This is a genomic window from Ruegeria sp. BHSA191 (assembly GCF_059613325.1).
The window spans coordinates 1-21,582 of sequence record NZ_JBXWSH010000013.1 but is presented as its reverse complement, the minus strand read 5'-3'; the positions used below and the strand labels follow the sequence as shown (position 1 = coordinate 21,582).

The window sequence follows — 21,582 nt, the reverse complement described above, 5'->3', positions numbered from 1 at the left end:
TTGGTCTCTCTGCGAACGATGTTGGAAAACGTGTCGGGCCTAGAACGCGCTGACGTCCTGCCAACCGCGACTGTCGGCTGAGGCCAGAGCTGCGGCCAACACCCGGTTGACCTCGTGCCCGTCCCGGAAGGTCGGCCAGATGTTCCGGCCGGAGTGAATGGCGGTCAGAAAATCCTTGGCCTCGATGATGATCTGATCCTGATATCCGGTGCCGTGGCCGGGACCCTGGCAAAAGGGCTCATAATCGGGATGCGCCGGACCGGTCAGGATCTTGGTGAAACCGCGCTGGGCCTCGGGGCCTTCGCGGCGATAGAGCCACAGGGCGTTCTGATCCTCTTGGTCAAAACGGATCGCGCCCTTGGTGCCTGAGATCTCGTAGGCATAACCCATCTTGCGGCCGGTCGCGATGCGGCTGAAATAAAGGTTCCCCATGACGCCGTTTTCAAACCGGCACATCATCTGGGCTTGATCGTCATTGGTAACCGCGCCGCCCGGGCGGGTGTGGTGAACGGTTTCCACATCGGCCATAACCTGCGCGATCGGCCCAACCAGAGCCAGCGCGCCATTGACCATGTGCGGCGCCAGATCACCGATGGTGCCGTTGGCCATACCGGTCGTGCGCCAAGTCGCCGGGGCCTCGGGGTCGGCATAGAAATCCTCGGTATGTTCACCGCGGAACCATGTGATGTCGCCAATCGCGCCGTCGGCGATCAGCTGGCGGGCAAACTGGCTGGCCGGGGTGCGGATATAGTTGAACCCGACCATGTTGACGGTGCCCGAGGCCTCGGCCGCCGCCACCATGGCGCGACTGTCCTCAAGCGACGCGCCCAGCGGTTTTTCGCACAGCACCGGCTTGCCCAGCGCCAGCGCCGCCTCGGCGATCTGCCGGTGCGTGGACTGGGGCGATGCGATCACGACGGCCTCGACCGCCGCGTCAGTGACCAGCGCCTGCCAGTCGGCCGTGGCGCGTCGGAAGCCGTAGGCGGCGCGGTAGCGTTCGGCGCTATCGGGGCTTGAGGCGCAGATCATCTCGAGCCGCGGTCTGAGCGCGGTGTCAAACACTGCGCCCACGGCGGACATGGCCACCGAATGGGCCTTGCCCATATAGCCGCCTCCGACGATTCCAATTCCGATTTCTGGCATTTTGGGCGGCTCCGAACATACTGATTGCAACCGGTTGCAAAATCAGTATCGTGAGAATCGATCCAATGCAAGATCCATCGGATCGGCGGGTCAAAATGCCTGGGAGGAACAGTTTGAGTCACTTGATCGACGGAATCAAAGGAAACCGGTTTGCCGTTTTCGGCCGGGCCGGCATGGACCTGTTCGCCGATCCGGTCGGTGTCAAAAGCGAACATGCCGACATGTTTCGCGCCGATCTGGGCGGCTCGTCCGCGAATATCTGCGCAGGTCTGGTCAAGCTGGGCAGCCAGGCGTCGCTGATCACCTCCGTCTCGGATGACGCGGTAGGTCGGTTCTGCCTGAACAAGCTGCACCACTACGGCGTGGACACGTCCTACATTCGCGTCGTCGGCGGTGAATACCGCACGTCTCTGGCCGTCTATGAAAGCTGCATCGAAGACTTTCAGAACGTCATCTACCGAAACGGCGCCGTCGATTTCCAGGTCACCGCAGATGACATGGACCGAGTCGACTATGGCCGCTTCAGCGCAGTAATCTCGGCCGGAACCGTGTTTGCCGCCGAACCGTCGCGCAGCGCCACGTTCCGCGCCTTCGACAACGCGCGCAAGGCTGGCCTGCCGGTGATCTTCGACATCGACTACCGGCCCTACAGCTGGCCCTCGGCGCAGGTCGCCGCGGATGTGCTGTCGCGCGCGGGCGAGGCCAGCGACATGATCGTCGGTAATGACGAAGAGTTCGGCTTCATGGCCGGCGGGATCGAGAAAGGCTTCCGGAAAGCCTGCGATCTGGCCGAGAAACCCGGCCGCATCGTCATCTACAAGATGGGCGAAAAGGGCGCCGTCACCCTGACCGACGGGCAAGAGATCCACACGGGCATCTACCCGGTCACCGCCGTCAAACCCAACGGCGCGGGCGACAGCTTCATGGCCGGGCTGCTGGCCTCGATCGCGGCGGGCCATTCGCTGGAACAGGCGGTGTTGCGCGGATCGGCCTGCGCCTCGATCGTCGTGTCCAAACCAGGCTGCGCGCCCGCCATGCCAACCACCGAAGACCTGGACGCTTTCCTTGCGTCCCACCCCGGCCCCACCCCGGCCGGATAGGAGAGCCCGATGCACATCCCCCCGTTCGACAACCAGAACAAACCCATCGTCGATGTCGATGACCCAACCGTGCCGCTGAACTATTTCAACATCGTCAAGTTGAAGCGGGGCGAAGCTTTTGAATATCAGGTCCCGGGATACGAGACCTGCATCGTGCCCGCCACCGGCAGCGTCGACGTGGATGTCGAGGGCGTGAACTTTGCCCATCTGGGCAACCGGGGCGAGGATGTCTGGGACGGCGAGCCCGAGGGCGCTTATGTCCCGTCGGGGGCCCGGGCGCAGATGGTTTGCGTGTCGGAGACGGCCGAGGTGTTCGTGGCCGGCGCAAAGTATGACAAGGTGCTGGACCCGTTCGACGTGCGCGAGCACGACTTGGTGCAATATGGCAGCGACGACACCAAGACCCATCGCAAGATCAAGCATATCCTGGGTCAGAAACAGCATGACAAGGTCGGCCGCCTGCTGGTGAGTGAGCTGTTCACCGTGGGTCAGGGCGGCTGGTCGGGCTTTCCCAGCCACAAGCACGACACCAACCGCCTGCCGGACGAGACCCGGCATGACGAAACCTACAATTTCCGTTTCAAACCCAACTGGGGCTCGGGCCTGCAGATGTTGCAGCGCGAGGACAACGAACCGGGCGATGCCTATCACATCGTCGATGGCTCCACGATCTGCATCGACAAGGGCTATCACCCCTGCTGCGTTCTGCCGGGATACGAGATGTATTACTTCACCATCCTCGGCGGGCTGACCCAACGGTCGCTGGTGCAGTATTTCCAACCCACCCATGCCTATCAGATCGAGACGATCCCGGGTATCAAAGACATGATCGCCAAATTCAAATGACCCTCGCTACGCTCAAAGACGTCCTGCAACCCGCCTATGAACAGGGCTATGCCGTCGGCGGCCTGGTGACGCTGGGCTGGGAGGACATGCGCGCCTATGTCGCCGCGGCCGAGGCCGAGAACGCCCCGGTGATCCTGCAGGCCGGCCCCAGCTGCCGCGAACACACGCCGCTGCCGATCCTGGGCAAGATGTTCCGGTATCTGGCCGAGAACGCCTCGGTACCCGTCGTGGCGCATCTGGATCACGGCTATACGTTCGAGGATTGCAAGATCGCGCTGGACAGCGGGTTCACCTCACTGATGTTCGACGGATCGCGTAAGCCGCTGCAGCAGAATATCGACGAGACCGCCGAGATTGCCGAAATGGCCCGCGCCGCGGGTATCTCGTGCGAGGGCGAGATCGGATTCGTCGGCTATTCCGGCGGCGAAGGCTCGGCCGGGACCGACCCGGACGAGGCAGCCACCTTCGCCGCCCAGACCGGCGTGGATGCGATGGCGATCTCGGTCGGAAACGTCCACCTGCAGCAGAACAAGGAAGGCGGGCTGGACGAGGACCGCATCCGCCGGATTCAGGCCGTGACCAACGTGCCGCTGGTGATCCACGGTGGATCAGGTGTGCCGGTCGAACAGCGCGCGCGGCTGGCGCGTGAAACCGCGATCTGCAAGTTCAACATCGGGACCGAGCTGCGCATGGCCTTCGGTGCCGCCCTGCGCGAGGCCGTGAACCGCGACCCCGACCGGTTCGACCGGGTGACTATCCTGAAGGAAACCCATGACCCGGTTGAGGCTGCTGCCCGCACCGTGATCCGCGCCTTTGGTGCGCCGCCGCAGCGGTGACGCTCAGAGCGTGAATGCCGACCGGAAGGCGTCCAGCGCGTCTTCCGGATCGCCTGAGGCAAAGGCTTCCATCCCGACAGGGCCACGATAGCCTAGGTCGTTCAATGCACGCGCCACTGTGGCATAATTGATCTCGCCGGTCCCGGGCTCGCAGCGGCCGGGATTGTCGGCCACCTGCACCTCTCCGATCCAGGGCAGGCATTTTTCACACCAGCGGATCAGGTCCCCCTCGCCGATCTGGGTATGGTAAAGGTCGAGATTGATCCGCAACTGCGGACGATCAATCGAAGAAACCAAGGAAAGCACGTCCGCCGTTGACCCAAACGGACAGCCGGGATGGTCTAGCAGATTCAGGTTTTCAAGCGTGAACACCACATCGTTGGCCTCGGCCAGATCGCAGATGCGGTTCAGGGTGTCCCGAGCCTTGAGCCACATCGACCCTGTGACCACGTCATGCTGCCAGATCGGGATTCCGCCATCGCCCAGACCGGTGCCATGCAGGTTCAGACGTGCAACGCCAAGTCGCTTGCCGACCTGAATTGTTTCGGCGGCCGAAGCCAGCAGCATATCGGCCCCGTCATCATCAGCCAGCCGCCCCCGAAGATAGCCGTTCATGATGGTGAAACTGGCGCCGGTTGCGATCAGCTTGTCAATATCGAGATCCGGCCAGTTCCACAGCCCGACGCCGAACCCCAACTCGGCCAGCCGGGCGGCGCGCCATTCCATCGGCCTGTCCAGCCACAGCATCTCGGCACAGGCCGCAAGTTGAAACGGTTGAGGCATTGATTTCGCTTTCGGCATGAAAGTACTCAGATCGAGCCGCCCTCGACCATGAAGTTCCCGGCACTGCACATGGCCGCGTCGTCCGAGGCCAAAAACAGCACCATCCGCGCCACATAGACCGGGTCGATCGGGTCGGGCAGGCATTGGCGGTCAATCTGTTTGGCCAGCGCTTCGGGGGTGACCCACAAGTCTTTCTGGCGCTGGGTCATGATCCAGCCGGGCACGACCGTGTTGACCCGGATCCGGTGATCGCCCAGTTCCCGCGCCATGGTGCGGGTCAGGCCGTGCACAGCGGATTTTGCGGTGGCATAGGCGGGAAAGCCCGCGCCGGCCTCCCACCACGAGTTCGAGCCGATATTGATGATCGACCCCGCGCCCTTGTCGATCATGCCGGGCGCCACGGACTGGATGGCAAAGAACATATGGCGGAGGTTGGTCGCCATGCGCTCGTCCCAATAGTCCGACGTTACCTCGCGCCAGTCGTGCCGGTCGTCATGCGCGGCGTTGTTGACCAGAACGTCCGCCGCGCCCAGCGCGCCCGCCAGCTCGTCAAAAGCGGACCGCAGCGCCGCGATGTCGCGCAGGTCGCAGGCGGCAAAGGCGTGGGTTCCGTCCAGTTCGGCCAGCAGCGCATTGCCGCCCTCGGCGTTGATGTCAACAAAGCCGACCTTGGCCCCCTGTTCGGCAAATCCGCGCACGATCTCGCGCCCGATGCCCGAGGCTCCGCCGGTCACGAACACCGTGCGCCCCTTCAGGCTGGGATAAATGGCAAAGGCCTTGGTCATTTGTCGCGCTCCATGATCCATTCGACTTCGGGCGCCGGAACGAAACGCCATTTGCGCAGCGGCCCGGCCATGACGTTCAGGTAATACATCTCGAACCCATAGGGCGCCCCGCAGGGGTGGTGCCCGCGCGGCACCAGTACCACATCGCCATCGGACACGGCCATGGTTTCGTCCAACTGACCGTCATCGGTATAGACGCGCTGGATGCCAAAGCCGCTGGCCGGGTTCAGGCGGTGGTAGTAGGTCTCTTCCAGATAGGTGATGCGGGGATAGTCATCCTCGTCATGCCGGTGGCTGGGGTAAGATGACCAATGGCCGCTGGGGGTAAAGACCTCGGTCACCAGAAGGCTGTCGGCATAATCTTCGGCCTCCATCGCGATGTTGTTGATGTGGCGCGTGTTCGTTCCCTTGCCGCGCTCGGTCAGGGTGATGCCCTCGGGCCCGATCCGGCGCGGGGCATGGCCGCCCTTGCCCGGGGCCGAGCACACGGCGATCACGCAATCGGTTTCGGCCGTGGCCTCCCACTCGGTGCCGTTGGGCAGGTACAGGCAATGGGGCGGAGATTTTTCGAACACGTTCATCCGGTCGCCCAACACGCCCCAATCCTGCCCGGCGCCGGTGATCCGGGCCTTGCCCTCGACCATCACCAGAATGACCTCGCGGTCGCCGGTGACCTCGGCGGCGCGGTCGCCCGCCCGCAGGTGAAAAAGACCAAAGCCCACATAGCGCCAGCCGGCGCTGGCGGGCGTGATGTCATGCACCTTACCATGGGTTCCGAACGGTTTTCTCAGAAGTTCTGCCATCGGTTTCACCTGTGTTGGGGCAGCACCGGCCGCCCGGGTTCCCTCATGCCGCCTGCCGCAACCGCAGCGCGTCCAGCGCCTGTTCCAACTGCGCCTGCGTCCAGCTTTCCGACACCGCCCGGCGCAGGATGTCCGCCTGGCTGGGCGGAGCGTTCCCACCTATCGGCGGATCGGTATCCAGATTGGTCGGAAAGGGATAGCCTTCGGCCGTGGCCGCGATTGCGGCGCCGATGCGGGCATCATCCAGATCGCCGCGCTGTTTCAATGCCACCAGCGCGGGGAATACGGCCAGACACATCGCGTTGCGATCCACAGCTTCCATCGCGCGCCCGAAGGCCGACGAAACCTGCAACAGGTTGGCCATCCGGTGGATGTCGGCGCTGCTGTTTTCGCCGGCGGCATGGAACAGCGCCGGGTTGAAGAACACCGCATCGCCCTTGGCCAGCGGCAACTGGATGCAGGCCTGTTCGAAATGCGCCCGATGCGCGTCGTCGTGGAAGGCGACATAGCCGGGGCCATAAAGCTGCGAGAACGGCAACAGTTTGGTCGGGCCACTTTCGATGGGCATGTCGCAATGGGCAACCGCGCCCTGCAGGGTCAGCGCGGCGGTGACCATATGGGCATGCGACGGGAACTGCGCCGCCTTGTCGGCGGTCTGGAACCCCAGGTGATAATCGCGATGCGCCTGCTGCGCCTTTCCACCCGGCCGCACCTGGTTTATCTGCGCGGTCATCTGGTAATCGGGACCCAGCCAAGCCTCGCAGGCGGCGGCAATCGCCGTGTTGCCGAAATAGAGCGCAAAGCCCTCGGGGTCGCGCAGGCATTGCTTTTGCAGCGCGTTCCACACCCTGTCATTCGCGCCCGAGGCCGCAAAGTGATCGCCTTCGCCGCCATCGGCCTGACGCTCATCTTCGATGATCCGGCGAAACACCTCGGTTGCCCGGTCGATGACCGTGGTATCGGCATAGGCGCCTTTCAACGCGATCACCCCGGCAGATCGGCCCAAAACCCAGCCCCATTCCGCCAGCAGGGCGCGCCGGGCTTCGGGTGTTTCCAAGGCGGGCCGCAGCGCGTGCATGTCATAGACCGGCACGTTCTTTTCCACCGCGGCCGCGTGGGGTACCTGCTCGGGCCGCAGACTCTGCGAGGTCAGCGCCTTGAATTCGTCCAGATCACAGGACTCACGACCGAAATAGCCGACGAAACCAGGTTGCTGACGGACCATGAAACGCTCCTTTCCCATGGCGGCGCCCCGGGGGGCGAAAGATCAGGCCGTGATCGTCAAGCCGGCCTGACCGCAGACCTCGACGATGTGGTCATAGCCCATCTTCGAGTATTCATAGGGCGGGGCCTTGGCCGGGTCCTGCTCGGCCTCGACCACGATCCAGCCTTCGTAATCCATGGCTTTCAACGCATGGGCGACCTCCTGAAAGTCGATGCAGCCATCGCCGGGAACCGTGAAGGCCCCCGCGATCACCGCATCCAGGAAACTGCGCCGGTTGCCGCGGGTGTCGCGCACGACGCCGGGGCGGATGTCCTTGAAATGCACATGATGCACCCGGTCGCCCCAGCGGTTCAGCGTGGCCAGCACATCACCGCCGCCAAACAGCAGATGCCCGGTGTCAAAGCACAGTTTCACCTCCGGCCCGGATCCGTCCATCAGCCAGTTCACGTCATCTTCGCTTTCTATGATCGTGCCCATGTGGTGGTGATAGGCCATCGGCATGCCCTGATCGGCCATCCACTTGGCCAGTTCGGTGATCTTGGCGCCATAGGCCCTGATCTCATCCTTCGACAGCTGCGGGCGGTCATTGACCGGGGTGCCGATCTGGCCCTGAACCGTGTTCGAGCATTCGGCATAGACGATGCAGGGGCTGTTCAACGCCACGAACTGTTCGACCTGCGCGCGCACGGCGTCGCGTTCAGCGGCGAAATCGTTGACCAGCGAATTGCCCGAACACCAGCCACCGCACAGGGCAATGTCGTTGCCTTCCAGATAGGCGCGCAGGCCTGCAGTATCGGCGGGCATACGCTGCCCGCGCTCGACCCCGGTATAGCCGATCTGACGCGCCTCTTTCAGGGCTTGTTCCATCGTGAACGCCGCCGTCAGGTCGGGCAGGTCGTCATTTTGCCACGCAATCGGAGAGATGCCGATCTTCACGCTCATTTGGTGTTTCTTTCCTTGATAGCAGCCTCGTAGGCTGCGCGTTTTTCATTCACTTCGGGGCGGGTGCTGACCTCGGGCACCGCCACCTCCCACCACGTACCGCCATATTCGGTCGAGGGGTACGGGTCGGTGTCGATGACGATCACATAGGGGCCTTTTACGTCGCCGCGTTTGGCCAGCGCCTCTTCCAGCTCGGCGATCGAGCCGACCTTGACCGAGGTCGCCCCCATCGCCGCCGCGTGGGCCGCAAAGTCGATGGCCGAGGGCGTCTCGTGCACCGCATGGTCCAGCAGGTTGTTGAACTCGGCCCCGCCGGTGCCCATCTGCAGCCGGTTGATGCAGCCAAAGCCCCGGTTGTCGGTGATCACCACGGTGAAGGACACGCCCATCATCGCTGCCGTCGCCAGTTCCGAGTTGGCCATCATGTAGGTGCCGTCCCCGGTGAAACAGATCACGTCCCGGTCGGGCTGGGCCATCTTGATGCCCATGGCGCCGGCGATCTCGTAGCCCATGCAGCTGAAGCCGTATTCCATGTGATAGGCCCCCGGACGCGGCGCCTTCCACAGCTTGTGCAGCTCGCCCGGCATGGTGCCGGCGGCGCACATCACCACCGTGTCGTCATGCGCCGCGCGCTGTACCGCGCCTACCACCTGCATGTCGGTGGGCAGCGCGTTGGCGTCGCCCGGCGCATCCGTCAGCGCATCGACCTTGGCAAACCACTCGGCCTTGAGCGTGTCGGGAACCGGCTGGGGGCGATAGCCCTGCAGGGCCGCACCCAATTCCTCGATCCCGACCCGCGCATCGGCCAGCAGCGGCATCGCGCCGTGTTTCGCGGCGTCATAGGCGGCGGTGTTCAGGCAGACCATCTTGCGCTCGGGGTTGGAAAATAACCCCCAGGACCCGGTGGTGAAGTCCTGAAACCGCGTGCCGATACCCAGGATCAGATCCGCCTCGGCGCACACGGTGTTGGCGGGTTCGCCCCCGGTCACGCCGACCGGGCCCAGGTTCAGCGGGTGATCCCAGGCCAGGGCCGATTTGCCGGCCTGCGTCTCGGCCACGGGGATGTTGTGGGTCTCGGCAAAGGCCTGCAGCGCATCGATCGCGCCGGAGTAATGGACACCGCCGCCGGCCACGATGATCGGGCGTTTGGCCGACCGGATGGCCTCGGCGGCGCGGGCCAGCTCGCTTTCGTCGGGGCGGATGCGGCGCTGGTGCCAGATGCGCGGCTCGAAGAAGCTGAGCGGATAGTCATAAGCCTCGGCCTGCACGTCCTGGCAAAAGCCCAGGGTCACCGGCCCGCAATCGGCCGGGTCGGTCATGGTGCGGAAGGCGCGCGGCAGGACAGTCAGCAGATGTTCGGGCCGGGTGATCCGGTCGAAATAGCGGCTGACCGGGCGGAAACAGTCATTGGCGCTAACGGTGCCGTCGGTGAAATCCTCGATCTGTTGCAGAACGGGGTCAGGGCCACGGCTGGCGAACACATCGCCCGGCAACAGCAGCACCGGCAGGCGGTTCACATGAGCCAGCGCGGCGGCCGTGACCATGTTGGTCGCCCCCGGCCCGATCGACGAGGTGACCGCCATGGCCCGGCTGCGCCGCATCTGCTTGGCATAGGCGATCGCGCAATGGGCCATGGTCTGTTCATTGTGACCGCGATAGGTGGGCAGGCTGTCGCGCACGCCGTAGAGCGCTTCGCCCAGACCGGCCACGTTGCCATGGCCGAAAATCGCCCAGACACCGGCGATGAAGGGCTCGCCGTCTTCGTTCATCTGCGCGCCGAGGTAACGCACCAGGGCCTGCGCCGCGGTCAGTCGGATTGTCTTGCTCATCATGATCCCTTTCAGAACGAGGCCGCCGTGGGCAATCAGTTGCAATCATTCTGTCGTGAAAGGATCCGACACGCCCACCACCCAGACCGGGTGGCCCGGCCTGCCGGACCCTGGTGATACTGGCGCCCCCCATGATGCGGGACACCGGGGAGAATCCTTCAGACGGTGCCGCCCAGCGACCCTTCCAACTCGGCCATCTCCTGCCCGCCGGCCATCATGTCCTGCAGCTCTTCGGGCGAGATCTCGCCGCGCCGGGCGGTGCCCAGCGTCTTGCCGCGGTTCAGAACCGTGAACCGGTCGCCCACGGCCAGCGCGTGCCGGACATTGTGGCTGATGAAGACCACGCCGATACCCTGGCTGCGCACCTTGTCGATGGTGGCCAGCACGTTCGAGGTCTGCCGCACGCCCAGCGCCGAGGTCGGTTCGTCCAGGATCAGGATCTTGGCGCCGAAATAGACCGCTCGGGCGATCGCCACGGTCTGGCGCTCGCCCCCCGACAGGGTGCCTACCGCCTGATCGGGGCCACGCAGGTTGATGCCCATCTTGCGCATCTCTTCCATGCAGACCTCGTTGGCGTGCTCGATGTCGAACCGTTTCAACAGGCCTTTCCCCTTGGTCGGCTCGCGCCCCATGAAGAAATTGCGCGTGACGCTCATCAGCGGGATCATCGCCAGGTCCTGGAACACGGTGGCGATGCCCGCCTCCATCGCGTCGCGAGGCGTGTCGAAGGACATCGGCTGACCTTCGAAATAGATCTCGCCCTTGGTGGGTTTGTGCACGCCCGACATCGTCTTGATGAAGGTCGATTTGCCCGCCCCGTTGTCACCCAGCAGGCAGTGGCATTCACCCGGTTTGACGTCGAAGCTGACGCCCGCCAACGCGATGATATTGCCGAAATGCTTTTCGATGTCCTTCATTTCGACGATCGGGGCCACATCCCTGACCGCGTCGCCGTGATGGAACTTGGTATCTTCGGTCATGTCAGCGCTCCCCGGTTACGCGTTTGCGGATCGCGTTGTTGAACAGAACGGCGATCAGCAGCATCGCCCCCAGGAACACCTGGAACCAGTCCTGATCGAAATCGGTATAGGTCAGGCCGATGACCACCATGCCGAAGATGATCGCCCCGAAGAACGCTCCGATGGCCGAGCCATACCCGCCGGTCAGCAGACAGCCGCCGATCACCGCGGCGATGATCGCCTCGAACTCCTTCTGGAAGCCGCGCCGCGCGTCGGTCGAGCCGGCGTCGATCACGGTGATGATCGCCACCAGCGCGGCGCAGCAGGCGGTCAACATGAACAGGGATATCTTGACCCGGTTCACCGGTACGCCCGAGTTCGACGCGGCAACCCGATCGCCGCCCGAGGCGAAGATCCAGTTGCCGGCCGGAGTGCGCAGCAGAACATAGGTGGCGGCGATGGCGAAGGCCACGAACCACAGGATTTCAACCGGGACACCCGGCACTTTGGGCGCGCCGCTTTTGAAAGTGTCGATCAAGCCCTTTTCGGCCAGCCAGGTGAACAGGCTGCCGAAGGCTTCGCCGGAAAAGAACGGCGCGAGCCAGTCATTTTCGACCTGGTCGCGCACTCCGCGCAGCTGGGTCGACCCGCCAGTGGCGGCTTTGAGCCCCACCAGGGACAGGCCACGCAGAATGAACAGAAACGCCAGCGTCACGATGAAGGATGGCAGGCCCGAGCGGATGACGATGGTGCCGTTGACTGCCCCGACAAAGGCCGCAAAGGCAAACGTCATCGGGATCGCGGCCGCCAGCGGCAGTTGCCAGGTCACCACGCAGACCCCGAAGAACAGGCCGGCAAAGGCCACCATGGAGCCGATCGACAGGTCAAACTCGCCCCCAATCATCAGCAGCGCCGCGCCGATGGCCAGAATACCCAGTTGGGCGGCCGGGGTCATGAAGTTCATGATGCCGGCAAGCGTGAACATCGATTCATCGGCCGTGATGGCGAAGAAGATGAAGACAAGGATCGCCCCTGCAATGGCCCCCAGTTCGGGCCGCTTCATCAGCTTGGTCAGGAACGGTTCCTTTTTGATCCGTTCGTCCACCGCCACTTGTGCAGACTCGGTCATGGTTTCCTCCCGTTTGGCAGGGGCGGCGCCCTAACGCCGCCCCGATTTTCAGCCCGCCGGTATCAGCGGATGCCCTGAGCGGACAGCTCGACCACCTGACCGGCCTTGTCGGCGGTGATCAGGTTCGGACCGGAAGGCACGTTGCCGCCCGGCATCAGGCCGTACTTGGCGTTCAGCGCCATGAATACGACCGGCAGATAACCCTGCAGATACTGCTGCTGGTCCACCGCAAAGGCCGCGTCACCGTCGACGATCGACTGCAGGAAGTTGGCCGACAGGTCGAACGAGGCCACGTTCACGTCGCGCCCCGACCCTTTGACGGCGGCCACGGCGGGCTCACCGGCCGAGCTTGCGCCCAGCGCCATCACGGTATCGACGCTTTCATCCGCAGCCAGAGCCGCCGACACTTTCGACTCGATCTCGGACGGGTCGTTCGACGTGGGCAGAACGGTCACGTTGCCGCCAAAGCCCTCGGTGAAACCGGCGCAGCGCAGGTCCAGCGCGACGTTGCCGACTTCGTGGTTCACACAGATCGCATTCTTGCCGCCCATTTCGGCCAGCTTCTCACCGGCGGCCTTGCCGGCGTCGAACTCATCCTGGCCGACATGCAGCGCCGCGCCCAGCTCCTTGGACACGTCCGAGCCCGAGTTCATCGAGATTACCGGGATGCCCGCGGCAACCGCGCGTTCGATCGAGGGGCCAAGCGCGTCGGCATCCGGGATCGAAACGATCAGCCCGTCGGGTTCCTGGTTCACGGCGGCGTCGATCAGCTGCGACATGGCGACCATGTCGAAAGTTTCGGGCGCGCGGTATTCGACGTTCACGCCCATGTCCTTGCCGGCCTGCTCGACGCCGTTCTTGACCACGTTCCAGAACGCGTCATTCGCCTGGCCGTGCGACACGACCACGATATCCTGCGCAAAGGCCGGAGTGGCCAGCGCCAGCGCGCCGGCGGCGAGCGCCCCTTTGAAAAATTTGTTCATTACGTTTCCTCCCACTAGGACAGATCATTTCCTTGTCCGGGTCTTAGGACCCTTTCATTCGACCGAGGCCGAATCTCTGCCGTCCCGTAGAGCTACGAGACCATTTCAGTTTCCGCATCTGGCGTCATTTTGCAACCGGTTTCAAAAATTCCTCCAATCGGACCGGCGCGCCGGTCCGCGCCGAGCGGGTCGCGGCCTCGGCCATCGCCAGCGCGGCGACCCCGTCTTCCAGGGTGACCGGCACCTGGCTTCCGGTGGTAATCGCCGTCACGAACGCATCCCATTCGGCGCGATACGCCGCCATGTAGCGTTCGAGAAAGAAATAGGTCGGTTTGGCACTGAGGACCCCATCGGCGGTTGATTTGACGACCGTGTGTTCCAGAACGTTCTGCGCCTGCAGCAATCCGCCCGAGCCCAGAATTTCAACGCGCTGGTCATACCCATAGACCGCGCGGCGCGAATTCTTGATGACCGCGATCCGCCCATCCGCATAGGTCATGGTGACGACAGCGGTATCGACATCACCGGCGGCGGCGATTTCCGGGTCGACGACCGAGGTTCCGACCGCCGAGATGGTTTCGGGCAGCGCGCCCATCATGTAGTTGGACAGGTCGAAATCGTGGATCATCATGTCCCGGAACAGCCCGCCAGACACTTTGATGTAGCCGACCGGCGGCGGCGCCGGATCGAACGAGGTCACGGCCAGCAGTTCGGGCGCACCGATCTCGCCGTCCTGCAACGCGGCCTTTAGAGTCGCGAAATTCGGGTCGAACCGGCGGTTGAACCCGATCATGACGGGTTGCCCGTTCTGCGCGGCGACGCGCTGACAGGCCATGGCGCGGGCCAGGTCAAGGTCCACCGGCTTCTCGCACAGCACCGCCTTTCCCGCAGCGGTTGCGGCCTCGATCAGGTCCGAATGGGTATCGGTCGGCGTCGCGATCAGGACCGCGTCGATCTGCGGGTCCGCGATGATGTCATCCGAACGGCGCATGTCGGCACGATGGGCCGCGGCCAATGTTCGGGCGTTGTCCTCGATTGCATCCGAAACCGCGGACAGGGCACTGTTCGGGTGCTGCGAGATCGTCCGCGCATGAACCTGCCCGATACGACCCGCCCCAAGCAATCCGACCCTGAGCATTTCGATCCCCCCAGATTATAAATCTGAGGGGACCATGTTATTTTTTGCAACCGGTTGCAAGCCTTTTCTTCGGGGTGGGGCGCCACTAGTGACAGCGGCAACCGGACAAGCGCCAGGCGCGCTGTTCCAATACAGCCTACCGCGACAGACAATCGGCCAAAGTCTGCGCCATGTTGCGGATCGTCTGCGGATACAGATCCGCGCCCGGCTCAAGATTCGCCCCCAGCGGGTCTATGACAGCAGTCTCGGCCGTTGACCCCTCCAAAACGGTTGCGACGAGACCCGGGTTGAATTGCGGCTCGGTCAACACGCAATCGACGCCTTCGTCACGAATGCGCGCCCGGATTTCCGCAAGTCGCGCGGGCGACGGGTCGGTCGCGTCGCTGATCGAGATCGCACCGGAGGCCGGGAAATCGAACGCGTGCTCGAAATACTGATAGGCATCGTGGAACACGACGAACCGCCCGCCCCGGACCGGCGCAAGCATGGTGGTCAGTTCATCGGTCAGAGCCGACAGATCCTCTTGCGCAGCTGCGGCGTTGGCGTAGTAGGTGCCTGCATTCTCGGGATCGGCCGCCGAAAGCTGTGCTGCGATCAAGGTCAGCCAGTTTTGGGCGTTTTGCGGCGACAGCCAGGCGTGCGGATCATGCGCGCCATGTGCATGACGATGTTGGTCCGCGTGGTCATCGTCATGCTCGTCCTCGTGGCCATGGGCGTCATGGTCGTCGTGCTCATGATTGTCGTGATCCGCATGGTCGTGCCCTTCATGGTCAGCATGATCATCGTGATCGGCATGACCATCATGGTCGTGTGCTTCGAACAAAGCCCCTTCGCGGATGTCCAAAAAATGCGTGCTATCGGACTCCAGCAGGGTGGTCACGGTCGCCCCGCCCGCCAGCGAATCGATCGCACCTTCCAACCAGGGGGTCAGATCTTTTCCCATCCAGAACACCAGATCGGCCTCTTGCAGCGCGGCGGCTTCGGACGGACGCAGATTGTATTCATGGGGCGAAGCGGTGGGCGGCACGATCAGGTCAGGGCTGCCCACCCCGGCCATGACCCGCACCACCAGCGAATGGACCGGCGCAATATCGACAGCCACGCGGGGCACATCTGCCATGGCCGCGCCCCCGAGCAAGACCGCGGCGATCGTTTTCAAGACAAGCGTTCTGGACATCGGACTCTCTGTGTGATTTTATAACATAGCGAGCGACATACATGATATGAAATAACATGACAAGTGATCCGCAATCCCTGCCGTCCGACCACACGGCCCCGGTCGGCTTTCGCGCACATGACCATGACAGTTGCGTTGAAACGGCCCTAGCCGCGGCCGAAGCACGGTGCAAGGAACGTGGGCTGCGCCTGACCCCGGTCCGGCGCAAGGTGCTCGAGATGTTGTTGCAGGAACATCGCGCGATGGGCGCCTATGCCATTCTGGATCGCCTGCGCGAAGCGGGATTCGGCTCTCAGCCACCTGTGGCCTATCGGGCGCTGGAATTCCTTGTCAAAAACGAGTTTGCCCACAAGATCGAGCGCCTCAACGCGTTTGTCGCCTGCTCGCATCCCGGGGCCACCCATTCGCCGGCCTTCATGATCTGTCGAAAATGCGATGCGGTCGCCGAGGCACAGGCGGCAACGGCAAAGGGAGGTTTGGGCGCCGCCGCCCGCGCGGCAGGGTTCGAAATCGAACGCACCGTGGTGGAAGCCGAAGGCTTGTGCCCGGATTGCACCGAAAAGGCCCAATAATGCCCCTCGTAGCCGTTGAAAACCTCAGCCTGCGCTACGGCGCCAACACCGTTCTGCGCGACGTGGACATGGTGATCGAACCGGGCGAGATCGTCACTATCGTCGGCCCCAACGGGTCGGGCAAGACCAGCCTGTTGCGGGCCGTTATCGGCGCGGAGAAACCAAGCTCCGGCCGGGTAATCCGCAAGCCCGGCCTCAAGCTTGGCTATGTGCCACAAAAGCTGCATATCGACCCGACACTGCCGATCTCGGTCGAACGGTTCATGCGCCTGACCCACCCGGTGACGCACAAAGACTGCGTCGCGGCCCTGAACCGCGCCGGTGCGCCCGACCTGATGAAGCGCCAGATGTCGCAGCTGTCCGGCGGGCAGTTTCAGAGGGTTCTGCTGGCGCGCGCGCTCATCGACCAGCCCGATCTCCTTTTGCTTGACGAAGCGACCCAGGGCCTGGACCAACCCGGCTCGGCCGCCTTCTATCGTCAGATCGAGGAGGTTCGTAGGGAAACCGGCTGCGCCATTTTGATGGTCAGTCACGAGTTGCACGTGGTCATGAGCGCCTCGGACCGGGTCATCTGTCTCAATGGGCACGTGTGCTGCGCGGGCTCTCCGGCGGTGGTGGCCTCGGCACCGGAATACCGGGCACTGTTCGGAACGGGCACCGGCGGCGCGCTGGCCTTGTACCGCCACGACCATGACCACGCCCATGACCAATGCGACACCACGCGAGAAGCTGCTGAATGATGCTTGATGATTTCATGATACGCGCCACGCTCGCGGGGGTAGGCGTCGCCTTTGCCGCGGCCCCTTTGGGATGTTTCGTCGTCTGGCGCCGTATGGCCTATTTTGGGGATGCGACCGCCCATGCCGCGATTCTGGGCGTGGCGCTCTCATTGGCATTTCAGATGTCGGTCTTCACCGGCGCCCTGGTCGTTGCTCTTCTGATGGCCCTGACGGTCACCATGCTGTCACGGCGCGGCTACGCGATGGATACGTTGCTGGGCGTCATGGCTCACTCGGCGCTGGCTTTCGGGTTGGTGGCGGTGTCCTTCCTGTCCGGCGTACGAATCGACCTCATGGCGTATCTCTTCGGCGACATCCTGGCAGTGTCGCCCGCGGATCTGGCCGTGATCTGGGGCGGGGCCGCTCTTGTCGTCGCGCTGATCGGCTGGCGCTGGTCGCGGTTGCTGACGGCGACATTGAACGAGGATCTGGCCTATGCCAGCGGATTCGACCCAAGGAAGGAACAACTGATTCTGACGATTGCTCTGGCCGTGACGGTGGCGGTTGCCATCAAGGTCGTTGGCGTGCTGTTGATCGCAGCGATGTTGATCGTTCCGGCCGCTGCCGCCCGCAACCTTGCGCGATCGCCCGAAGCCATGGCCTTGGCCGCAGCGGCCATTGGTGGGGCGTCAGCAGTTGCCGGACTTCGTGCCGCCTATATGGCGGACACGCCGGCAGGCCCGACGATCGTCTGTGTGGCAGCCCTCGTTTTTGCTTGCCTGAGCTTGTTCGCACCGAGCGTTCAGGGCCGCCGCTAGGATCCCGGATCCCAACGGGTCTTTTCGTTTTAGACCGATCCGGTTGCCTTGGCGTGCCACTTCGTGGTGGTCCGGTTTGATTGTTAGTTCATCGTGGGCCTTGCGACCATCGGGACGACGCTTTGGGGCGCGGTTGGGCGGTAGCCCAATGCGCTGTGCGGCCTGACGGTGTTGTAGTGTGTGCGCCAATGCTCGATCAGGATTTGAGCTGCCCGAAGGGTGTAGAACAACTCGCCATTCAGCAACTCGTCCCGGAACCGCGCGTTGAAGCTTTCACAGTATCCGGTTTCCCAGGGTGATCCCGGCTCGAAATAGGTCGTCTTTGCCCGGACCGCCGCGATCCAGTTCCGCACCTTCTGCGCGATAAGTTCCGGGCCATTGTCGGATCTTGTATATTGGGGCGGTCCGCGCAGTATGAACAGGTTCGTCAGCGCATCCAGTACGTCCGTGGAGTTGAGTTTGGGATCGACGCGGATCATAGCGCCCGTATTGATCGGCCAACTCGATGATGTCGTCCGTTAGACGTTGCTCATCGGCACGGCCATGGGGCACTTCGCGCTGGGTGGATCGGTGCTGACCGAGCGTGCGACAGGCGCGGCGCTCAGACACGCCAAGCTCCCGCCGCACATGGTCGATGCATTTCCGACGACGCGAAGGGCTCAGAAGTTTCCCTTCGCAGCTTCCGTCAGAACGAGATTGTCCAGCGTCTGGTCGGATATTTGCCAAGAGGGTAAACGTGATCCGTCGCGAAACCCTCTATGAGCATTTCCTCTGTCCCGTGTCGCGTCGTCGCCGCTGAGAGGCCTCGGGGCTGGACGTAATTGATTGAACCCTTTGAGGAGCGGAGGGACGCGCTTTCAGCGCCATGTCGCATATAAAAGCCGCGCTGAGGGCGGCGCTAGCGTATTGTAATATATGTTGGAATTTGGTTGCGGGGAGAGGATTTGGCCTATACCGAACGTTAACGGAACTATTAATCTAAGAAGCCATCTCTACGCATTCCCTGTCTGTTTGAAATAATGGCCGTTTTGGACTAAAAAGTGACAATCAAGAAACCCGTTTCAAGGTCCGCACTGAGCCCTTACGGACATGATCCAGCTCTGACGCTCGCAGATGCGGCGTAAAATCGACTGAAGCTTTCAGCTGCGCCGCAAAAAATGCGGTCGTTCATGATGACCGCACCGAGTTCCCGGGCATCAATGTCCGAGTTTCGGACCAAACGGACCTTCATCCATTCCGTCTCAATCGGCGCGATAGCGGCTCAAACTGGTCATTGATTTCAGGCGCAGAGAAGTTCCGTTTCGAGCCCTTTTGTGACCGATGCTGCGCCACGCACTAAGGTCTGAGATGGGTCTATTTTGTTGAAAAACTTGCCCTTGATCGGAACCGAAGTCGCTGATTCAATTTCCGTGTTAGATGGGGGATTGAACGATGATGGGACCGAGGCAGGAAGCGCAGGCATCACTGTTCTATGAGTTCTCACTCGAAGATCACGTGCCTCAGGGCCATTTGTTGCGGTCGATTGACCAGTTTGCCGATCTGAGCGGCATCCACGCCCACCTGGCGGATTGGCTTTTCACACGCCGTTCGCGGTGGCCCGCCAATGCTGCAGAAGAAAAGAATGAGGTCACTCAGGTGCAGTGCAGCTTTTCTTCTCAAGACAACGGTTGTGGTGTATGGCGATTTCGCAAGTCGATCACATCCCCAAGAGCACGCGGGCAGCTCGGGCCAGCACCATCGGATCGAGGTCAGTGCGTGCCACTGCTGGCGGCGGGTCCACCCGCCCTGTCAAGCTCGACACGGCAGCGCGCGCGGAGCGCACAGAATACTCCACTGTGAAAACGCAATCCCGTGGCAGCTCGCAATATTGCCCGATCACCGCAAAGTTCCGCGCGCCAATCGGGCGCACATCGGGACGATCTCCTGGGCGACGCGGCATGAACTGGCTGGTAATGAACGGCATCCGACAGGGCAGTACGCGCGCGCCATTGAACCATGCCTTTTGCGCATTGTTCAGCCTCAGATGACAGGAGAGCTCGGAGATGATCTCATCACCCGTGGCCTCCCACATGGGTTTGTGTACGAAATCGCCGGAACGTTCACCCCGCAGCCCATAGCCCCAGAACGTGTATGTGCCATGTTTCTGACCGCGAAAGTGGGGCTGGTGAAAGAGCACGATGGAAAGGGTCCAGGCAGAATCGGCAAAGGTGACAAGTCCTCCGGTTCCGGTCCGATTGTTGGTGTAATCCTCCATGAACTCAAAGAAATCCGGACCATCCAGGGTGGCGGTGAAGGAATGCCAAGCGGTCTTGCCGGTGTCGCTGCAGAACGCCTCGGGATGGCCAAAGCCTTCATGTTGCGCCGCGAGCTTGCGCCAAAGCAACCAGGCGCCGCCCTCTCTATCCTCCAAGGATGGTGCGCGGTTATTTGAACCCATGACAGACGAGTCAGTCATGGAGCCGAGAGTCAGATAGACGCGATCAGATTCGGTTATCGGTGCCGTAGTGCCATCCGCAAACTCCAGAGCGGTGACGCGGCGGTCCCGGCTTGCACCCTCAATCCTCACATCGACGACCTGCGCGCCGATGGCGATATGAACCCCCCTGTCTTGCAACCAGGTCACGATAGGTGCAATCAGCGAGTCGTACTGATTGTACCGAGTGCGCAGGATCCCGGCGATCCGGGTGAAGCCGGGAAACAGGTGGATGAACCGCCGCAAGTAGCGCCGCATCTCGCTTAGCGCGTGCCAAGGCTGAAACGAGAACATGGTGGACCACATCAGCCAGAAATTGCTTTCAAAGAAGGATGGCTTGAACCAGTCGTCGATTCTCTGGGAGCCCAGGCTGCGTTCCGAATGCAAGATCAGACGGTTGATATCGATGATGTCACGGGCTTCGAGCGTAAGGTCGTAGCGATCCGCAGCCGGTTTTCCGTCACGCACAAGGCGGCAGTTGGAGGATCCTGTCACCATGCCATTGAAAGCCAAAATGTCCTCGGTGACGGAGACGTTGGGGTCGTCCACTGAAGGAATGGTGTCCAGAAGGTCAAAGGTGCAAACGAAATGCTCTTCGAACATCCGACCGCCGCGGATCAGGTATCCATCCGCAGCGTTACCAGACCCGTCGAGAGACCCCCCGGTTACGTCGAACTGTTCATAAATTCGGACTCTTTCGCCTTCGACACCCGCGTCCCGGACAAGGAATACGGCCGCTGCCAACCCGGCAATACCGCCACCCACAATATGGTGCTCTACATGTGGTACGTCGGCTGGCATGGCGTATGGCCCTTTCGTTGTGGACAATGCTCTTGTGGCACAGTTCCCGTGGCATGGCGTTGTCCCAAATCAAGGCAAGGCGCCTTGAAGCAAGCAGGCGCAGCGAAAGTCCCCTATCCGGAACTTAGTTCCCTTTCTCGTGTGATGCAGCATCCGCTTTGGGTTCGAAGCAGTCGTTGCTTGAATTCAACTTAAAGTCTGCTCTGCGGGCGATACAGACTTAGAATGTCTCTGTCGCTACGCGTTATGTGTGCACCTTAGAAAGGTTGAGCAGACTTTACATCACAGTGAAGGATTTTGCGACGGGCAGGTCTAATCTTTGGGTAGCGGAGGGACGCGCTTTCAGCGCCATGTCGCATATGAAAGCCGCGCTGAGGGCGGTGCGAGGGTATTGTAATATATGTTGGAATTTGGTTGCGGGGAGAGGATTTGAACCTCTGACCTTCAGGTTATGAGCCTGACGAGCTACCTGGCTGCTCCACCCCGCGCCATTTTTTTGGCGTTCGGCCTGCAGAGATTTT

The 21,582-nt window shown here is 62.4% G+C and carries 19 protein-coding genes, 1 tRNA gene and 2 pseudogenes; 7 read left to right on the top strand and 15 right to left on the bottom strand.

Features of this window, described 5'->3' with window-relative positions; all coding sequences use genetic code 11:
* Nucleotides 1–39 precede the first annotated feature (39 nt).
* Nucleotides 40–1,143 carry a Gfo/Idh/MocA family protein gene (locus AC2FNS_RS12985; protein ID WP_496712586.1) on the bottom strand — a complete coding sequence of 368 codons (1,104 nt, stop codon included), beginning with the start codon at nt 1,141–1,143 and terminating at the stop codon, nt 40–42.
* A 95-nt stretch (nt 1,144–1,238) separates the two neighbouring features.
* Here AC2FNS_RS12985 and iolC point away from each other — a divergent pair, with 95 nt between their 5' ends.
* The 3 genes from iolC to AC2FNS_RS12970 are packed head-to-tail and all read left to right on the top strand — an operon-like array spanning nt 1,239 to nt 3,925.
* Nucleotides 1,239–2,243 (top strand): 5-dehydro-2-deoxygluconokinase, encoded by a 1,005-nt coding sequence (gene iolC, locus AC2FNS_RS12980; RefSeq protein ID WP_496712584.1) that lies wholly within the window; start codon nt 1,239–1,241, stop codon nt 2,241–2,243.
* Between the two features lie 9 nt (nt 2,244–2,252).
* The gene (locus tag AC2FNS_RS12975; protein WP_496712583.1) at nt 2,253–3,089 is read left to right on the top strand and encodes a 5-deoxy-glucuronate isomerase; all 837 of its coding nucleotides are present in this window, start codon (nt 2,253–2,255) and stop codon (nt 3,087–3,089) included.
* Nucleotides 3,086–3,925: a class II fructose-bisphosphate aldolase gene (locus AC2FNS_RS12970; protein ID WP_496712581.1), complete on the top strand. Its 840-nt coding sequence runs from the start codon at nt 3,086–3,088 to the stop codon at nt 3,923–3,925. The genes AC2FNS_RS12975 and AC2FNS_RS12970 overlap by 4 nt, the downstream gene beginning before the upstream one ends.
* A 3-nt stretch (nt 3,926–3,928) precedes the next feature.
* Here the strand turns inward: AC2FNS_RS12970 and AC2FNS_RS12965 are convergent, their stop codons facing one another.
* From AC2FNS_RS12965 to AC2FNS_RS12915, 11 genes are all read right to left on the bottom strand, one after another.
* The gene (locus tag AC2FNS_RS12965) at nt 3,929–4,708 is read right to left on the bottom strand and encodes a TIM barrel protein (RefSeq protein WP_496712579.1); all 780 of its coding nucleotides are present in this window, start codon (nt 4,706–4,708) and stop codon (nt 3,929–3,931) included.
* 26 nt (nt 4,709–4,734) lie between these two features.
* A complete protein-coding gene (locus AC2FNS_RS12960; RefSeq protein ID WP_496712578.1) occupies nt 4,735–5,493 on the bottom strand; it encodes an SDR family NAD(P)-dependent oxidoreductase in 759 nt (252 codons plus the stop codon).
* Nucleotides 5,490–6,296: a 5-deoxy-glucuronate isomerase gene (gene iolB, locus AC2FNS_RS12955; protein ID WP_496680566.1), complete on the bottom strand. Its 807-nt coding sequence runs from the start codon at nt 6,294–6,296 to the stop codon at nt 5,490–5,492. Before iolB ends, AC2FNS_RS12960 begins: the two co-directional genes overlap by 4 nt.
* A 43-nt stretch (nt 6,297–6,339) precedes the next feature.
* Nucleotides 6,340–7,521 (bottom strand): phytanoyl-CoA dioxygenase family protein, encoded by a 1,182-nt coding sequence (locus AC2FNS_RS12950; RefSeq protein ID WP_496712577.1) that lies wholly within the window; start codon nt 7,519–7,521, stop codon nt 6,340–6,342.
* 42 nt (nt 7,522–7,563) lie between these two features.
* The gene (gene iolE / locus AC2FNS_RS12945; RefSeq protein WP_496712575.1) at nt 7,564–8,463 is read right to left on the bottom strand and encodes a myo-inosose-2 dehydratase; all 900 of its coding nucleotides are present in this window, start codon (nt 8,461–8,463) and stop codon (nt 7,564–7,566) included.
* The gene (iolD, locus tag AC2FNS_RS12940; protein WP_496712573.1) at nt 8,460–10,292 is read right to left on the bottom strand and encodes a 3D-(3,5/4)-trihydroxycyclohexane-1,2-dione acylhydrolase (decyclizing); all 1,833 of its coding nucleotides are present in this window, start codon (nt 10,290–10,292) and stop codon (nt 8,460–8,462) included. The genes iolE and iolD overlap by 4 nt, the downstream gene beginning before the upstream one ends.
* A 158-nt stretch (nt 10,293–10,450) precedes the next feature.
* Nucleotides 10,451–11,272 (bottom strand): ATP-binding cassette domain-containing protein, encoded by an 822-nt coding sequence (locus AC2FNS_RS12935; RefSeq protein WP_496712572.1) that lies wholly within the window; start codon nt 11,270–11,272, stop codon nt 10,451–10,453.
* 1 nt (nt 11,273) lies between these two features.
* On the bottom strand, nt 11,274–12,380 hold the full coding sequence (locus AC2FNS_RS12930) for an ABC transporter permease (protein ID WP_496680574.1): 1,107 nt from the start codon (nt 12,378–12,380) through the stop codon (nt 11,274–11,276).
* Between the two features lie 62 nt (nt 12,381–12,442).
* A complete protein-coding gene (locus tag AC2FNS_RS12925; RefSeq protein WP_496680575.1) occupies nt 12,443–13,363 on the bottom strand; it encodes a sugar ABC transporter substrate-binding protein in 921 nt (306 codons plus the stop codon).
* Nucleotides 13,364–13,487: 124 nt separating this feature from the next.
* The gene (iolG, locus tag AC2FNS_RS12920) at nt 13,488–14,501 is read right to left on the bottom strand and encodes an inositol 2-dehydrogenase (RefSeq protein ID WP_496713646.1); all 1,014 of its coding nucleotides are present in this window, start codon (nt 14,499–14,501) and stop codon (nt 13,488–13,490) included.
* A 136-nt stretch (nt 14,502–14,637) separates the two neighbouring features.
* Nucleotides 14,638–15,678, bottom strand: coding sequence for a zinc ABC transporter substrate-binding protein (locus AC2FNS_RS12915; RefSeq protein ID WP_496713644.1), 1,041 nt, complete (start codon nt 15,676–15,678; stop codon nt 14,638–14,640).
* 56 nt (nt 15,679–15,734) lie between these two features.
* On the opposite strand from AC2FNS_RS12915, the gene AC2FNS_RS12910 reads away from it, so the two are divergent.
* The 3 genes from AC2FNS_RS12910 to AC2FNS_RS12900 are packed head-to-tail and all read left to right on the top strand — an operon-like array spanning nt 15,735 to nt 17,787.
* Nucleotides 15,735–16,250 (top strand): transcriptional repressor, encoded by a 516-nt coding sequence (locus AC2FNS_RS12910; RefSeq protein ID WP_496713642.1) that lies wholly within the window; start codon nt 15,735–15,737, stop codon nt 16,248–16,250.
* Nucleotides 16,250–16,990 (top strand): ATP-binding cassette domain-containing protein, encoded by a 741-nt coding sequence (locus tag AC2FNS_RS12905; RefSeq protein ID WP_496713640.1) that lies wholly within the window; start codon nt 16,250–16,252, stop codon nt 16,988–16,990. Before AC2FNS_RS12910 ends, AC2FNS_RS12905 begins: the two co-directional genes overlap by 1 nt.
* A complete protein-coding gene (locus tag AC2FNS_RS12900; protein ID WP_496713649.1) occupies nt 16,990–17,787 on the top strand; it encodes a metal ABC transporter permease in 798 nt (265 codons plus the stop codon). The genes AC2FNS_RS12905 and AC2FNS_RS12900 overlap by 1 nt, the downstream gene beginning before the upstream one ends.
* Before the next feature lie 83 nt (nt 17,788–17,870).
* On the opposite strand, the pseudogene AC2FNS_RS12895 reads toward AC2FNS_RS12900, so the two are convergent.
* Nucleotides 17,871–18,506: pseudogene (locus tag AC2FNS_RS12895) on the bottom strand (integrase core domain-containing protein); the annotation flags it as partial.
* Nucleotides 18,507–19,218: 712 nt separating this feature from the next.
* On the opposite strand from AC2FNS_RS12895, the pseudogene AC2FNS_RS12890 reads away from it, so the two are divergent.
* Nucleotides 19,219–19,359, top strand: a pseudogene (locus AC2FNS_RS12890) (IS5/IS1182 family transposase); the annotation flags it as partial.
* A 124-nt stretch (nt 19,360–19,483) separates the two neighbouring features.
* On the opposite strand, the gene AC2FNS_RS12885 reads toward AC2FNS_RS12890, so the two are convergent.
* Both AC2FNS_RS12885 and AC2FNS_RS12880 read right to left on the bottom strand, forming a co-directional pair.
* Nucleotides 19,484–21,061, bottom strand: a complete 1,578-nt coding sequence (locus AC2FNS_RS12885; RefSeq protein ID WP_496797499.1) for an oleate hydratase — start codon at nt 21,059–21,061, stop codon at nt 19,484–19,486.
* 411 nt (nt 21,062–21,472) lie between these two features.
* Nucleotides 21,473–21,549 (bottom strand) — tRNA-Met (locus AC2FNS_RS12880).
* Nucleotides 21,550–21,582 lie beyond the last annotated feature (33 nt).

Coding starts and splice junctions, on each gene's coding strand:
- iolE (WP_496712575.1), bottom strand. CDS start 8,463: ATGAGCGTGAAGATCGGCATCTCTCCGATTGCGTGGCAAAATGACGAC.
- AC2FNS_RS12985 (WP_496712586.1), bottom strand. CDS start 1,143: ATGCCAGAAATCGGAATTGGAATCGTCGGAGGCGGCTATATGGGCAAG.
- AC2FNS_RS12885 (WP_496797499.1), bottom strand. CDS start 21,061: ATGCCAGCCGACGTACCACATGTAGAGCACCATATTGTGGGTGGCGGT.
- AC2FNS_RS12925 (WP_496680575.1), bottom strand. CDS start 13,363: ATGAACAAATTTTTCAAAGGGGCGCTCGCCGCCGGCGCGCTGGCGCTG.
- iolB (WP_496680566.1), bottom strand. CDS start 6,296: ATGGCAGAACTTCTGAGAAAACCGTTCGGAACCCATGGTAAGGTGCAT.
- AC2FNS_RS12935 (WP_496712572.1), bottom strand. CDS start 11,272: ATGACCGAAGATACCAAGTTCCATCACGGCGACGCGGTCAGGGATGTG.
- iolG (WP_496713646.1), bottom strand. CDS start 14,501: ATGCTCAGGGTCGGATTGCTTGGGGCGGGTCGTATCGGGCAGGTTCAT.
- iolC (WP_496712584.1), top strand. CDS start 1,239: ATGCCTGGGAGGAACAGTTTGAGTCACTTGATCGACGGAATCAAAGGA.
- AC2FNS_RS12930 (WP_496680574.1), bottom strand. CDS start 12,380: ATGACCGAGTCTGCACAAGTGGCGGTGGACGAACGGATCAAAAAGGAA.
- AC2FNS_RS12910 (WP_496713642.1), top strand. CDS start 15,735: ATGACAAGTGATCCGCAATCCCTGCCGTCCGACCACACGGCCCCGGTC.
- AC2FNS_RS12965 (WP_496712579.1), bottom strand. CDS start 4,708: ATGCCTCAACCGTTTCAACTTGCGGCCTGTGCCGAGATGCTGTGGCTG.
- AC2FNS_RS12950 (WP_496712577.1), bottom strand. CDS start 7,521: ATGGTCCGTCAGCAACCTGGTTTCGTCGGCTATTTCGGTCGTGAGTCC.
- AC2FNS_RS12975 (WP_496712583.1), top strand. CDS start 2,253: ATGCACATCCCCCCGTTCGACAACCAGAACAAACCCATCGTCGATGTC.
- AC2FNS_RS12905 (WP_496713640.1), top strand. CDS start 16,250: ATGCCCCTCGTAGCCGTTGAAAACCTCAGCCTGCGCTACGGCGCCAAC.
- AC2FNS_RS12960 (WP_496712578.1), bottom strand. CDS start 5,493: ATGACCAAGGCCTTTGCCATTTATCCCAGCCTGAAGGGGCGCACGGTG.
- AC2FNS_RS12900 (WP_496713649.1), top strand. CDS start 16,990: ATGCTTGATGATTTCATGATACGCGCCACGCTCGCGGGGGTAGGCGTC.
- iolD (WP_496712573.1), bottom strand. CDS start 10,292: ATGAGCAAGACAATCCGACTGACCGCGGCGCAGGCCCTGGTGCGTTAC.
- AC2FNS_RS12915 (WP_496713644.1), bottom strand. CDS start 15,678: ATGTCCAGAACGCTTGTCTTGAAAACGATCGCCGCGGTCTTGCTCGGG.
- AC2FNS_RS12970 (WP_496712581.1), top strand. CDS start 3,086: ATGACCCTCGCTACGCTCAAAGACGTCCTGCAACCCGCCTATGAACAG.